The sequence below is a fragment of the Achromobacter deleyi genome (assembly GCF_902859705.1).
In the GTDB taxonomy this organism is placed as follows: Bacteria; Pseudomonadota; Gammaproteobacteria; order Burkholderiales; family Burkholderiaceae_B; genus Achromobacter; species Achromobacter deleyi.
In genome coordinates this window covers 77,429-91,318 of the sequence record NZ_CADIJO010000024.1, presented here as the reverse complement: position 1 = coordinate 91,318, position 13,890 = coordinate 77,429, and the positions used below count along the sequence as shown (strand labels likewise).

The 13,890-nt window shown below is 67.8% G+C and carries 15 protein-coding genes; 10 read left to right on the top strand and 5 right to left on the bottom strand.

The annotated features are described in order from the left end of the window. The first annotated feature begins 95 nt into the window (after positions 1 to 95). The 9 genes from tmk to hutG all read left to right on the top strand — a co-directional run bounded on the left by tmk (position 96) and on the right by hutG (position 7,796). Entirely contained in the window at positions 96 to 719 is a 624-nt protein-coding gene (tmk, locus tag HV798_RS25755) for a dTMP kinase (protein WP_175194281.1), read from the top strand. After that, entirely contained in the window at positions 716 to 1,765 is a 1,050-nt protein-coding gene (holB, locus tag HV798_RS25750) for a DNA polymerase III subunit delta' (RefSeq protein ID WP_175194279.1), read from the top strand. Before tmk ends, holB begins: the two co-directional genes overlap by 4 nt. A gap of 49 nt (positions 1,766 to 1,814) precedes the next feature. Continuing rightward, complete coding sequence (locus HV798_RS25745; RefSeq protein ID WP_175194277.1) at positions 1,815 to 2,585, top strand: TatD family hydrolase; 771 nt, start codon at positions 1,815 to 1,817, stop codon at positions 2,583 to 2,585. A gap of 39 nt (positions 2,586 to 2,624) precedes the next feature. Further along, the gene (locus HV798_RS25740) at positions 2,625 to 3,539 is read left to right on the top strand and encodes an ankyrin repeat domain-containing protein (RefSeq protein ID WP_175194275.1); all 915 of its coding nucleotides are present in this window, start codon (positions 2,625 to 2,627) and stop codon (positions 3,537 to 3,539) included. A gap of 261 nt (positions 3,540 to 3,800) precedes the next feature. Further along, positions 3,801 to 4,541, top strand: a complete 741-nt coding sequence (locus HV798_RS25735) for an IclR family transcriptional regulator (RefSeq protein ID WP_175194273.1) — start codon at positions 3,801 to 3,803, stop codon at positions 4,539 to 4,541. Positions 4,542 to 4,661: 120 nt separating this feature from the next. After that, on the top strand, positions 4,662 to 5,405 hold the full coding sequence (locus HV798_RS25730) for a transporter substrate-binding domain-containing protein (protein ID WP_025138803.1): 744 nt from the start codon (positions 4,662 to 4,664) through the stop codon (positions 5,403 to 5,405). Beyond that, positions 5,402 to 6,070 carry an amino acid ABC transporter permease gene (locus HV798_RS25725; RefSeq protein ID WP_175194271.1) on the top strand — a complete coding sequence of 223 codons (669 nt, stop codon included), beginning with the start codon at positions 5,402 to 5,404 and terminating at the stop codon, positions 6,068 to 6,070. The genes HV798_RS25730 and HV798_RS25725 overlap by 4 nt, the downstream gene beginning before the upstream one ends. Then, entirely contained in the window at positions 6,067 to 6,849 is a 783-nt protein-coding gene (locus tag HV798_RS25720) for an amino acid ABC transporter ATP-binding protein (protein ID WP_025138801.1), read from the top strand. Before HV798_RS25725 ends, HV798_RS25720 begins: the two co-directional genes overlap by 4 nt. Further along, a complete protein-coding gene (hutG, locus tag HV798_RS25715) occupies positions 6,846 to 7,796 on the top strand; it encodes a formimidoylglutamase (RefSeq protein ID WP_175194269.1) in 951 nt (316 codons plus the stop codon). Before HV798_RS25720 ends, hutG begins: the two co-directional genes overlap by 4 nt. Positions 7,797 to 7,935: 139 nt before the next feature. Here hutG and HV798_RS25710 read toward each other — a convergent pair whose 3' ends face one another. Further along, complete coding sequence (locus HV798_RS25710) at positions 7,936 to 9,609, bottom strand: FAD-binding oxidoreductase (protein ID WP_175194267.1); 1,674 nt, start codon at positions 9,607 to 9,609, stop codon at positions 7,936 to 7,938. 347 nt (positions 9,610 to 9,956) lie between these two features. On the opposite strand from HV798_RS25710, the gene HV798_RS25705 reads away from it, so the two are divergent. After that, positions 9,957 to 11,246, top strand: coding sequence for a Glu/Leu/Phe/Val family dehydrogenase (locus tag HV798_RS25705; RefSeq protein ID WP_025138798.1), 1,290 nt, complete (start codon positions 9,957 to 9,959; stop codon positions 11,244 to 11,246). 165 nt (positions 11,247 to 11,411) lie between these two features. On the opposite strand, the gene HV798_RS25700 is transcribed toward HV798_RS25705, so the two are convergent. From HV798_RS25700 to HV798_RS25685, 4 genes are all read right to left on the bottom strand, one after another. After that, on the bottom strand, positions 11,412 to 12,239 hold the full coding sequence (locus HV798_RS25700; protein WP_175194265.1) for an RsiV family protein: 828 nt from the start codon (positions 12,237 to 12,239) through the stop codon (positions 11,412 to 11,414). Between the two features lie 67 nt (positions 12,240 to 12,306). Further along, a complete protein-coding gene (locus HV798_RS25695; RefSeq protein ID WP_175194263.1) occupies positions 12,307 to 13,083 on the bottom strand; it encodes a lipoate--protein ligase family protein in 777 nt (258 codons plus the stop codon). Then, entirely contained in the window at positions 13,080 to 13,355 is a 276-nt protein-coding gene (gene lplB, locus HV798_RS25690) for a lipoate-protein ligase small subunit (protein WP_025138793.1), read from the bottom strand. Before lplB ends, HV798_RS25695 begins: the two co-directional genes overlap by 4 nt. Positions 13,356 to 13,393: 38 nt before the next feature. Further along, the gene (locus tag HV798_RS25685; RefSeq protein WP_175194261.1) at positions 13,394 to 13,885 is read right to left on the bottom strand and encodes a GNAT family N-acetyltransferase; all 492 of its coding nucleotides are present in this window, start codon (positions 13,883 to 13,885) and stop codon (positions 13,394 to 13,396) included. Positions 13,886 to 13,890 lie beyond the last annotated feature (5 nt).

The window sequence follows — 13,890 nt, the reverse complement described above, 5'->3', positions numbered from 1 at the left end:
CCTGCAGGCGCGCCCACCCCGGCGCCCGCCGCGCCGGCCCAGGCTCCCACTTCGACGCCGGATGCCGATCCGGCACCAGCACAAGGACAAGACCAATGACCTCACGCGGACGCTTCATCACGCTGGAGGGAGTGGACGGCGCGGGTAAAAGTACCCACACCGACTGGATCGCCGATTTCCTGCGCGGGCAGGGCCTTGAGGTCGTCTCGACCCGCGAGCCCGGCGGCACGCCGCTGGGCGAAAAGCTGCGCGCGCTGGTCTTGACCGACACGATGGGCCTGGACACCGAAACGCTGCTGATGTTCGCGGCGCGCTGCGAACATGCGCGCCAGGTCATCGAGCCGGCGCTGGCGCGCGGCACCTGGGTGGTCTGCGACCGCTATACCGATGCCACCTACGCCTACCAGGGCGGAGGCCGCGGCCTGGGCGCTGAGCGCGTCGCCACCCTGGAAACCTGGATGCAGGCGGGCCAGCCCGACCGCACCTGGCTGTTCGACGTGCCGCTGGACGTGGCGCGGGCGCGGCTGGCCGATGCGCGCGAACCCGACCGGTTCGAGCGCGAGGGCGCCGCGTTCTTCGAGCGCACCCGCGCGGCCTATCAGGCGCGCGCCGCGGCCGATCCGGGTCGCATCCGCGTGATCGACTCGACCCGCACCATCGCCGCAATCCGCGCCGACCTGGAAGCCGGCCTGCGCGAACTGGTGGCAGCCCGCCCATGAGCGCGCCCCAGTTCCTGCCCTGGCAGATGGAGACGGCGCGGGCCTGGCTGGGCAACCGCGACCGTTTCGCCCACGCCTGGCTGGTGCACGGCCTGGCCGGCATCGGCAAGCTGGACTTCGCCATTGCCGCCGCCGCCAGCCTGCTGTGCGAAACCCCGCAAGACGGCCTGGCCTGCGGCCATTGCGCCGCCTGTGCCTGGTTCGCCAGCGGCAACCACCCCGACCTGCGCCGCATCCGGCCCGAGGCCGTGGCGGTCGAAGAGGGCGCCGACGCCGCTGAAGCGTCCGACGACGCCGAGCCGGCCACCGGCGCCGCCAAGAAGGCGCCGTCCAAGGAAATCCGCATCGACCAGATCCGTTCGCTGGAATCCTGGTTCAACACCGCCACCCACCGGGGCGGCTGGCGGGTGGCGCTGCTGTACCCGGCCCACGCGCTGAACGTGGTGTCGTCCAACGCCTTGCTCAAGGTGCTGGAAGAGCCGCCGCCGCACACCGTCTTCCTGCTGGTGGCCGACGCGCCCGACCGGCTGCTGCCGACGCTGGTGTCGCGCTGCCGCCGCCTGCCGCTGCCGGCGCCGGACCCGGACACCGCACTGCAATGGCTGCGCGACCAGAACGTGGAGCCGGCGCGCGAATGGCTGGCCGCCGCGGGCGGGGCGCCGCTGGCCGCGCTGCGCCTGGCGCAGCATGCCGAAACCGCCTGCCCGCCGTGGTTGACCCAATTGATCGGCCCGCTGGCCAAGGGCCAGGCGCCCGACGTCGGCACCCTGGCCGAAACGCTGGAAAAGATCGCGCCCGCCGAATGGATCGACGCGTTGCAGCGCCTGTACACCGACCTGATGCTGGCCGCGGCCGGCGCGCCGGTGCGTTATTTCCCGGCGCTGGCGGCCGGCGTGGCCCAGGTGGCCGCCCGCATGAACACCGCGCGCGTGGCCGAGTCCGCCCGCTGGCTCACGCGCCAACGGGCGCTGGCCACCCACCCCCTGAATGCCAAGCTTTTCGCCCACGCGACGTTGCAGCGCGTGGTGCTATCCTGCCAGGCGTAACCCGCCGCCGTCCGGCCCGCCCGGGCGGCGCAATCCGAAGCCGAATTCCATGTACGTCGATTCCCACTGCCATTTGAATTTCCCCGAGCTGGCCGCCGACCTGCCGGCCATTCTCGACCGGATGGCCGCCAACCAGGTGACCCACGCGCTGGTGGTCAGCGTCAACATGCCCGAATGGCCGGGCCTGATGTCGCTGGTGGAGCCGCAGGCCAACCTGTGGGCCTCGGTGGGCGTGCACCCCGACTACGAAGACACGCCCGACCCCGAACCCGCCGAACTGTTGCGCCTGGCGGCCCACCCCAAGGTGGTGGCCATCGGCGAGACCGGGCTGGACTACTACCGGCTGTCCGAGCCGCTGGATTGGCAGCGCGAGCGCTTTCGCCGCCACATCCGCGCCGCGCGCGACGTGGGGCTGCCGCTGATCGTGCATACCCGTTCGTCCGCCGAAGACACCGTGCGCATGCTGCGCGAAGAGGGCGCGGCCGAAGTGGGCGGGGTGATGCACTGTTTCACCGAAACCTGGGAAGTGGCCCAGGCGGCGCTGGACCAGAACTTCCATATCTCGCTGTCGGGCATCGTGACGTTCAAGAATGCGCACATCGTGCACGAGGTGGCCGCCAAGGTGCCGCTGGACCGCCTGCTGATCGAGACCGATTCGCCGTACCTGGCGCCGGTGCCGTACCGTGGCAAGATCAACGATCCGTCCAAGGTGATCCACGTGGCCGAGAAGATCGCCGACCTGAAGGGCATCAGCGTGGCCGAGGTGGCCAAGGCCTCTACGGAAAATTTCTTTAATCTTTTCAATAAGATAAAGAGATAATTTAATCTGAATTACTTAAAGTAAATTATCAGGAGCGCCATGACCGTCCGCACCGCCTTGTCCCGCCGCCTTGTTGCGCATGGCCGCAACGCCTTGCTGGCGCTGTGCCTCGGCCTGTCGGCCCCGTTGGCGCAGGCGGCCAATCCGGCCGATTGGTGGGTCTACGTCGCCAACGATTATCCGGACGACATCAAGGACCTGCTGGCCCAGGGCGCGGATCCCAACGTGCGCTACCGCAATGGCCAGCCGGCCCTGATGCGGGCCGTGGTGGATGGCGCCTGGAAGGTGTTCGACGTGCTGGCGGCCGACCCGCGCACCGACGTCAATGCCGAGAACCCGGCGGGCGAGACCCCGCTGATGTACCTGGCCATTGCCGGCCAGGTCGACCGCGCCCGCAGCCTGATGGCGCGCGGCGCCCAGGTCAACCGCCTGGGCTGGACGCCGCTGCACTACGCCGCGTCCAAGGGCCAGATGGCCATGGCCCGGCTGCTCCTGGACAACAAGGCGATGGTGAACGCGCCGGCGCCCAACGGCGAAACCCCGTTGATGATGGCGGCGCTGTCCGGCAACAAGCCCATGGTGGACCTGCTGCTCAAGGCGGGCGCCGATATCACCACCCGCGACACCAAGGGGCAGGATGCGTCCGACTGGGCGCGCACCGGCAAGTCCACCGCCCTGGCGGCGGAGTTGCAGAAGCTGATCGCCCAGCAGGAAGCGTCCAAGCGCGCCCGCCGCGCCAGCGAGCCGCCCGAGCCGGAACCCGATCCGGCCGATGTCGCTGCGACGCCGGACGCCGCACCCGCGAATCCGCCGTCTGCCGACGCGCCGCCGCCGATGGCGCAACCTGCCCCGGGCACGGGCAACGCCAGCCCCAAGGCTGCCCCGGCGTCGCCGGGCGTGGGTGGCGTGTCGGGCGTGCGCCTGAACAACTACGACACGCCCGCATCGCCCTGATCCTTGCCGGCCCGTGCGGCCTTGCTGCTTCCCCTGAAAACCCGCCGTCCGGCGGGTTTTTCTTTTGGGGCGTGCCAAGAGGGGACGGGTCCGCAGGGAGGTCGGCGGGCTCGGATGGGTGTCGGGCTCGGCCCCGTCTGACTTTTTTGCCTTCCTGATTCGGGGTTTTCCCTGTGCATTCTCACTGAGTGGGAATATTTTGAAGCTCAACCGCCATAAATTGATAATCTGCGCTTCATCAATGCTGGGAGTGCGTTTTTCATGTCGGATCAGTCGGTTGGGGCAGGCGCGGATCGCGTCTTGTATGTGTTGGCCACCTTGGCCCGGCACGATGGCCCCTTGAGCATTGCCGCACTGGCGGAAAAGACCGGCCTGGCCCAAAGCACGCTGTACCGCCAGGTGGGGCTGCTCAAGCGCTGGGGCTTCGTGGCCGAGCACGAGGGCGAATACGGCCCCGGCCCGCTGTGCGTGCAACTGGCCTGGGGGTTCGACCAGTCGTCATTCCTGATTCACGAAGCGCAGCCGGACATGGCGGCGCTGGCCGCCGCGTCGGGCGAGACCATCGGCCTGCTGGTGGCCGTCAAGGACCAGGCCGTGTGCCTGGACATGGTCGAAAGCCAGCACCCGCTGCGCTGTTCCTTCACCAAGGGCCGCGGCCTGCCGCTGGCCCGCGGCGCCTCGGCCAAGTCGTTGCTGGCCTTCATGCCGGCCGCGCGCCTGCAGACCGCGCTGACGTTCCTGGCCAAAGAGCCTGGCGTGGACGTGGCGCGCCTGGCCGATGAGCTGGAAGCCATCCGCGCCCAGGGCTATGCCGTGACCGACAGCGAAGTCGATGCCGGCGTCTGGGGCGTGAGCGTGCCGATCTTCCAGCGCGCCAACCAGGCGGTGGCCTCCATTACGTTGATGGCCCCGTCCACCCGTGCCGACCAGCGGCCCCAGGCCTTCATCGACCTGACCGTGGCCGCGGCCCGCCGCATTTCTGCCAAGTTGCAGGCGCACTGACGCCGCCATTCCGGATTCCTCGCTGTCCCCGCCATTCCCGCCTCATCTCTAGACGCCGCTGGCCTTACGCCGTACCGATAGACGTACCCCCGTACCCACTCATTCCTTTTAGGACCCGCCATGACCACTCGCCGCACATTGCTGACCGCCGCCCTGACGCTGGGCCTGGCCTGGACCGCCGGCTCTGCCCACGCCCAGGAAACCATTCGCGCCGTGACCGACGCCACCTTCCCGCCCATGGAATTCGTCAAGGACGGCAAGCGCACGGGCTTTGACATCGAACTGGTCGAGGCCCTGGCCGCCGCCATGGGCAAGAAGGTCGAATGGATCGACATCGACTTCAAGGGCCTGATTCCCGCCCTGCAAGCCGGCCGCGCCGACATTGCCGTGTCTGCCATCTACATCACGCCCGAGCGCAGCAAGGTGGTGGACTTCACCGACCCGTACTACGCAGGCGGCCTGGTCGTCCTGACCAAGAAGGGCGGCGACATCAAGGGCCTGAAGGACCTGGACGGCCGCAAGGTGTCGGTGCAGGTCGGCACCAAGTCGGTCAACTACCTGAAGGAACACTACCCGTCGGTGCAGCGCGTGGAAGTCGAGAAGAACCAGGAGATGTTCAACCTGGTGCAGATCGGCCGCGCCGACGCCGCGGTGACGGGCAAGCCCGCCGCCAAGCTGTTCGCGCAGAGCACGACTGACCTGGCCGTGCTGGACGAGCAGGTCACCACCGAGGACTACGGCATCGCCGTGCCCAAGAGCAAGCCCGAGCTGACCCGCGGCCTGAATGAGGCGCTCAAGAAGATCAAGGCCGATGGCAGCTACCAGGCCATCGTCAACAAGTGGTTCGAGGCGCCCGCGAAATGAACCTGGACTTTGCCCCTGTCTTTGCCGACTACGACTCGCTTCTGCGCGGCGCGCTGGTCACCATCGAGGTGACCGCCGGCGCGCTGCTGCTGGGCTGCGTGATCGGCCTGCTGGTCGGTGTGGGCCGGCTCAACCCGCAACGCCGCATCATCTACAACCTGTGCAGCACCTACCTGCTGTTCTTTCGCGGCACGCCCTTGCTGGTGCAGCTGTTCATCTGGTTCTTCGGCCTGCCGCAGTTTGGCGTGACGCTGCCCGCGTTTGCGTGCGGCGTGCTGGGTCTGGGCATGTATTCCGGCGCCTATGTGTCGGAAATCGTGCGCGGCGCGATCCAGTCGGTGGATCGCGGCCAGACCGAGGCGGCCCGTTCGCTGGGCATGTCGTCGGGCCAGGCCATGCGCATCATCATCCTGCCGCAGGCCGTGGTGCGCATGATTCCGCCGCTGGGCAACGAGTTCATCGCGCTGATCAAGAATTCCGCGCTGGTGTCGTTGCTGACCATCCATGACCTGATGCACGAAGGCCAGAAGATCATCAGCGTGTCGTACCGCTCGCTGGAAACCTATCTGGTGGTGGCGCTGATCTATCTGGTGCTGACCACGGTGGCCATGGTGATTCTGCGCCAGATCGAACAACGCCTGCGTGCCGGGGGGATGGTGCAATGAACTTCGGAAACCCGAAAGAAATGATCCGCATCCGCGGACTGGAAAAATCCTACGGCGACCACGCCGTGCTGCGCGGCATCGACTTTGACGTGCTGCCGTCGCAGGTGGTGGTGGTGATCGGGCCCAGCGGCTCGGGCAAGAGCACCTTGCTGCGCTGCTGCAACGGGCTGGAAGTGGCGCAGGGCGGCACCGTGGAGATCTGCGGCCAGACGCTGCAGGACAACGGCGAAATGCTGCCCGAGGCTCAGCTGAACCAGCTGCGCATGCAGGTGGGCATGGTGTTCCAGGGCTTCAACCTGTTCCCGCACCTGTCGGTGCTGGAAAACGTCACGGTCGGGCCGCGCAAGCTGCGTGGCATGGGCCGCGACGAGGCCAACGAACTGGCGGCCGACCTGCTGGCCAAGGTTGGCCTGTCGCAGAAGATGTCGGCCATGCCGGCCAGCCTGTCGGGCGGCCAGAAGCAGCGCGTGGCGATTGCCCGCGCGCTGGCGATGCAGCCCAAGGTCATGCTGTTCGACGAGCCGACGTCCGCTTTGGACCCGGAACTGGTGGGCGAAGTGCTGCAGGTGATGAAGCTCTTGGCCCGCGAAGGCATGACCATGATGGTCGTGACCCACGAAATGGGCTTTGCGCGCGACGTGGCCGACGTGGTGGCCGTGATGGACGGCGGCGTGATCCTGGAATCGGGCTCGCCCGAGGTCATCTTCAGCCAGCCGCGCGAGGCCCGCACCCGCGAATTCCTGCAGGCGGTGCTCAGTGCAGGGCAGGGGGCGGCATGACGACGGCGCAACTGGACAAAAGCCTGTGGACTGCCCGTGACGACAGCGCCGAACGCGGCGACACGCGCCGCCTGGCGCACATCGTCGAGCCGGCCGCCGGGCAGGCGGTGGCCAAGGGCGAAGCCGTGATCCTGGGCTTTGCCTGCGATGCGGGCGTGGCGCGCAACCAGGGCCGCATTGGCGCGGCCGCCGGCCCGGCCGGCATCCGCAAGTTCATGGCCGGCCTGCCGGCGCATGGCTTGACGCGCCTGCTCGACGCGGGCGACGTGGCCTGCGACGGCGACCAGCTGGAAGACGCGCAGGAACGCCTGGGCCTGGCCGTGGCCGACCTGCTGCAACAGGGCGCCCGCCCGGTGGTGCTGGGCGGCGGCCATGAGATCGCCTGGGGCAGCTTCCAGGGCCTGGCGCGCTGGCTGGCGGGCCGGGACGACGCCGGCCCCGTGCTGGTGCTGAACCTGGATGCGCACTTCGACCTGCGCACCGGCCGCCCGGGTAGTTCGGGCACGCCGTTCGACCAGATCGCGCACTACTGCGAGGCGCAGGGCCTGGCGTTCCAATACGCTTGCCTGGGCGTGTCGCGGTTGGCCAATACCCCGGCGCTGTACGCGCGGGCTGCCGAAGTGGGCGCCATCTGGGTGGAAGACCGCGACATGCAGGAACGCCACCTGGAGGCGCGGCTGGCCAACGTCGATGCCTTGCTGGCCCGGGCGCGCCACGTGTACCTGACGATCGACCTGGACGTGCTGCCTGCGGCGGTCATGCCCGGCGTGTCGGCGCCCGCGCCCTATGGCGTGCCGATGGTGGTGATCGAAGAGATCGTGCTGCGGGTGAAGGCCAGCGGCAAGCTGCGCCTGGCCGACCTGGCCGAGTTCAATCCGCGTTTCGACGTGGATGGCCATGGCGCCCGCGCGGCGGCGCGGCTGGCTTGGCAGTTGGTGTCAGCCTGATACGCGGCGCCCGGGTCCAGGTGGCCGGGGCGTTCCAGGAAAACCGGCCCGCTTCGCGCGGGCCGGTTCGTTTTTGGGCGCCGATTACGCACCCACTATGCGCAGATTGCGTGCGGATGACGCCTGGGTGAGGCGTGCGTCAAGCGTGCGGCGGCGTCAGCGGAATCGACATCTCGTGGTGAAAGAGGTTGTCGGGATCCACCTGCTGCTTGGTGGCGATCAGGGCGGCGGCCTTGTCGCCGTAGTACAGGTTCAGCCAGTCCGGGTCGATGCGGCTGCGGCTGGCGTCGGTGTACTTCATGTCCGTGTCCGGATAGTTGATGTAGCACCCCTGGAACGGCGAGCCCGGCTGGTAGCTGGGCTTGCCGCCGTACTGCGCGAAGTACTCGTCGTACAGATCGGCGATCCATTTCAGGTGGAAGGCGTCGTCGGCGGGGTTGGTCCAGTAGACCTGGAACTGCGACTTCAGCAGCGAGGCGCGCTGGCTGACGCTGGTGGGGTTGGCGGTTTCGTCGTTGCGGTTGATGCGCCCGCCGTAGGAATCGATCTGCACCAGCGCCTGGTTCAGCCGCGGGTCGTCCGAGCCATTCAGGTATTCCCACATCGCCATGATTTCGACGTCGCTGAAATTGGCCTTGTGATACGAGGACTTGTACTTGCCGCGCTGGTTGCTGCCCGAGCCGTTGATGGTCTGGGTCAGCCACAGCCAGTCCATTTTCTGCGCATCGGCCACAGGGTGCGCCAACCGGCGCATCACCGGTTCGACCACGCGCCGCGACGGGCCATGCCAGCTCGAGGCTAGGTTCACGCCCGGCGACGCGCCGGCCGCGGCGTTCATGGTGGCCACGAAGTCCAGGAAGGGCTGGTCGCGCGCACCGCCCACCTTGCCGTCCAGGCCGGTGTACTGGATGTTCAGCACGATGTCGCCGGTGGAGCGGTGCTGCACCTTGAGCAGCGTGAACAGGCCGCCGTTGGCGCGCGCCGGGTCGGGGCTGTTCCAGTCGGCATCGTGGTCGGCGAACCATTGCCAGTAGGCCCGCATGAAGCGGGCGAAGGCGGCGCGGCCGGCCGTGCCGGTGCCGAAGCCGTCCCACGGGTATGACAGCGACAGCCAGTAGGCTTCCTGGGGCGCCTTGGGCAGCTCGGCGTAGTAGTAGGTCAGGATGATGCCGAAATTGCCGCCACCGCCGCCGCGGCACGCGATGAACAGGTCGCGGTCGCTGCCGGTGCTGTGCAGGTTGACGTGTTTGGCGACCAGCTTGCGCGCGCCCGGGCCCTGCGGCACCAGGATGTCCACGCCGGACAGCCAGTCGACCGTCAGTCCGTGCAGCCGCGACAGAAGGCCGTAGCCGCCGCCCACGATATGCCCGCCCGAGCCGACCGAATAGCACGAGCCGCCGGGCAGGGTGCGGTTGGCGGTCTTGTACAGGTCCAGGTAGCCGTCCCAGTTCTGGTTGCCGGACGCCGCCGCGAAGCGGTAGCGCGCTGCCGGGTTCCAGGGCGACGCGATGTCGCCGGCCTCGCGGTAGCGCAGGCCGGTCATCAGGCTGAGATCGATGATGGCCAGGGGCTGGCCGTGGTCTTCGGGCAGTTTGTCGGCCACGAAGCCTTCGTAGCAGTGGCCGCCACTGCGCACCGTGATGCGGCAGCCCTGGGCCAGCGCGGCGTTGGCCGCGTCCAGCACGTCTTGCGGGGTCTTGCAGACGTAAATGGCGTTCGCGCCTTGGCCTGCGCTGGGAAAGCGCAGGTTGAACCCTTTTTGCAGGGTCGCGTAACGCGGGTCATGGCCGTCAATGAGAGAAAAATCCGACATGCGCACCTCTATGGTTGGTTTTCATAAGGGCAAGATGGCAGGCGGGGGTTGCCCGCTGCCGAACGCGGAAGTGACAAGCTTTACAAGCCGCCGGTGCCGGGAAGAAAAAACCGGGGCCGGCTGATTCTGGGTGAAGTCGGGGTCGGTTTCAAGCGGGGCGGGTCGCACTGGGTGGCTGGACGCTGGCGTCTCGCAGGGCTAGGATAGGCGCAGCGTTTCGGCAGGCTCGGCAACGCTCGCGGTATCCGTCCGCTTTTATGTGTCCCCAATTAAAATATTTATATTAAATATGGGGACGCATTAAGGTTATGGATAAAATGGCGCAACTTTGTCAGGAGAGCATGTTCATGTCTCAAACTCCCACCCATGCCTTGCCGTCTTATCTGAATGCCGACGATCTCGGCCCCTGGGGTAATTACCTGCAACAAGTCGATCGGGTCACCCCGTACCTCGGCTCGCTGGCTCGCTGGGTCGAGACCCTGAAGCGTCCGAAGCGTTCGCTGATCGTCGATGTGCCGATCGAACTGGACAACGGCAGCGTGGCCCACTTCGAAGGCTACCGCGTGCAGCACAACACCTCGCGCGGCCCGGGCAAGGGCGGCGTGCGCTTCCACCAGGACGTCACCCTGTCGGAAGTGATGGCGCTGGCCGCCTGGATGTCGGTCAAGAACGCCGCGGTGAACCTGCCGTACGGCGGCGCCAAGGGCGGCATCCGTGTCGACCCGCGCAAGCTGTCGCAGTCGGAACTCGAGCGAATGACGCGCCGCTACACCACCGAAATCGGCGTCATCATCGGACCGTCCAAGGACATTCCCGCCCCTGACGTGAACACCAACGCCCAGACCATGGCCTGGATGATGGACACGTACTCCATGAACGAAGGGTCGACCTCCACCGGCGTCGTGACCGGCAAGCCGATCGCGCTGGGCGGCAGCCTGGGCCGCGTCGAGGCCACCGGCCGCGGCGTGTTCGTGGTCGGCTGCGAAGCCGCGCGCGACCTGAACATCGACGTGTCCAAGGCGCGCGTGGTGGTGCAGGGCTTCGGCAACGTGGGTGGCACCGCCGCCCGCCTGTTCCATGAAGCCGGCGCCAAGGTCATCGCCGCACAGGACCACACCGGCACGGTGCACAACCCGGCCGGCCTGGACGTGCACAAGCTGCTGTCGCATGTATCGCAACATGGCGGCGTGGGCGGCTTCTCTGGCGGCCAGGCCCTGGACAAGGACGAATTCTGGACGCTCGAAACCGAATTCCTGATCCCGGCCGCGCTGGAAAGCCAGATCACCGTGAACAACGCCGCCAAGGTGCGCGCCAAGATCGTGGTGGAAGGCGCCAACGGCCCGACCACCCCGGAAGCGGACGACATCCTGGCTGAACACGGCGTGTACGTGGTGCCGGACGTGCTGGCCAATGCCGGCGGCGTGACCGTGTCGTACTTCGAGTGGGTGCAGGACTTCTCCAGCTTCTTCTGGAGCGAAGACGAGATCAACCAGCGCCTGGAGCGCATCATGCGCGAAGCCTACGCCTCGGTGGCGCAGGTGGCCAAAGAGCACAAGGTGACGCTGCGCACCGCCGCGTTCATCGTGGCTTGCACGCGCATCCTGCAAGCCCGCCAGGTGCGCGGCCTGTACCCGTAAGGTCTTCTTGCGCCGGGTTCAGGCCCGGCGCTGGAGGAGCAGTGAGGAAGACAAGCACGCCGCCCCGAAAGGGGCGGTTTGCATTTGGGGCGGCAACCCGGGAAGAGGCGGCCCCGGGGCGGCCGGCCAGCGGGGGGCGGCTGTTCGCTGGCGGCCGCCGCCGCGTCAGGACTTGGGCAAGAGTTCCGGCTTGAGAATGCCGCGCAGGTCGGCGTAGGGAATGCTCAGTTCGGGTTCGCCGTGGGAGTACGGCGCGATGGAGTAGGCGTCGTACTTGACCACGATGCCGTCGCGCGTCAGGGCGAAGTTGTCGCTTTCCTGGAACGGCCACATCTTGTTGTAGGCCGCGGGGTCGCGCTTGGCGTCGGCGTTGCCGGCCAGCCACTTGGCGTGGGCGCGTTGCAGCGCGGCGACGTATTCGCCGCGGCGGCCGGGAATCAGGGCTTCGTCCAGCGCCATGACGCGGCCGCGGCTGCGTTCCCAGTTCAGGTACTGGGTGGCCGGGATGCCGTGCGCGGCGCCCGTCAGGAATTGTTCGGTGTGCAGTTCGATGGACACGACGTCGCCCACGGTGTCCTTGACGCTGGCCTTGAAGTAGGTGGCGTCGCGCGGGCGGGCGGTGGACCAGAAGTACTGGGTGTATTCCGACAGCGTTTCATACGGGCCGCGGCGGTTGGCGTCGGTGCCGGTCATGTAGGCCAGCACGTGGTCGACCAGCGCGCTCAGCTTGGGGATGCCGGGAAACGCCACGCTGTCGATCTCGATGCGGGGGCAGTCGCCCTTGCAGCCCGGCTTGTCCGACGACCACTTGATGCGTTCGGTGGACAGGTCGCCCACTTTCTCGGGCGTGGCGGACGCTGCCGCCGCGGCCGATGCCGGCGATTCCAGCGTGATGTTGGCGGGCGGCGAACTGCCGCAGCCGGCCAGCGCCAAGAGGGCGGTGCCCAGGAGCAGGGCGCTTATCCCGCCGCGAGGCGTAAAGGGGCGACGCATTGAACTACCTCCAGAAAGACCCGGCCGCACCTTGCGGCGCGGCCGTCGAACGTAAACCCGGGGGCCGTCAGGGGACGACCGCGGTCCATTCGGGCGTGGAGAACTTCTCGGCGGCCTGGGCCTGGGCGTTCGCCAGCGTGGCGGCGCCCAGATGGCCCGGCGTCAGGCGGTGCAGCCCGGCGAAGGTATCGACCATGCGCTGGATGATGACTTCGCGCGCCAGCCCGGTCTGGGTGCGCAGCGGGTCGACGCGCTTCTTGGCGCTGGTGGTGCCCTTGTCCGACAGTTTCTCGCGCCCGATGCGCAAGACTTCCACCATTTTATCGGCGTCGATGTCGTAGGACATGGTGACGTGATGCAGCACCGCGCCGGCCCGGCGCGCCTGGGCGGCGCCGCCGATCTTGCCGATGTCGGAGGCGATGTCGTTCAGGGGCTGGTACCAGGCCTTGATGCCCAGGTCGTGCAGCGCCTGCAGCACCCAGGCGTCCAGGAAAGCATAGGACTCCTGGAAGCTCATGCCGTGCACCAGCGCCTGCGGGGCGCTGAGCGAATAGGTGATGCTGTTGCCAGGCTCGATGAACATGGCGCCGCCGCCGCTGACGCGGCGCACGACCTCGATGCCGTGACGCGCGGCGCCGTCGGGATCGACTTCGTTCTTGAGCGATTGGAAGCGGCCGATCACGACCGCGGGCGCCGACCATTCCCAGATGCGCAGGGTGGGCGGGCGCGTGCCGGCGCCGACTTCGTCGGTGATGACGGCATCCAGCGCCATGTGCAGCGCGGGCGGCTGCGGCGGCTCGTGGATCAGTTGCCAGTCGTAGTCGTTCCAGTCGGTGCGGGTCATGCCAGGGCCCTCCGCAGCACCACGGCCACGGCTTCGGCCGAAAAACCGAACATCTCGGTGTTGTCGGGCAGGGCCGACTGCACGGCCACGGCGAGTTCCAGCTCGCCGGCATCCGCCGGCATGCCGTTCAGGCCGCTGTTGATGGCTTCCAGGGCCTCGGGCGGTTCCAGGAAAAAGTCGCCGCTGATGCGGACGTTGGCCAGGCGGCCGTCCTGGACTTCGAGGTCCGCGACGACCAGCTTGCCGCCGGGGACTTTGTATTCGCCGTGCATGGGGCGCTCCTTAGTGATGGCCTGGGCGCCGGGGGGCGCTACAGGCTCAGTTTCATGCCGTCGTGGCTGGCCACGAAGCCCAGGCTTTCGTAGAAGCGGCGGGCGTCGGGCCGGGCGCGGTCGGTGGTCAGCTGCACCATTTCGCATCCCTGCGAACGGCACTGCTCGATGGCCCACTCGAACATGGTGCGCCCCAGGCCCTGGCCGCGCGAGGACGAGGCGATGCGCACGCTCTCGATCTGTCCGCGCCATTGGCCCAGCCGCGACAGGCCGGGTATGAACGATAACTGCAAACAGCCGACCAGGTGCGCGTCGCGCTCGACCACCGCGAAGAACTGGTTCGGGTCCTGCTCGATGGCGGTAAAAGCGGAAGTGTAGCGGGGGTTCAGCGGAATGGAGGGATCTTCGCGCTTGGCCCCCAGTTCGTCGTCGGCCAGCATGGCGACGATGGCGGGCAGGTCGGCCAGGGTGGCGCGGCGAAAGCGCAGGGGGGAATTCGTGCCGGCGGCGCCGGTCGCGTTATCGGTCATGGGGG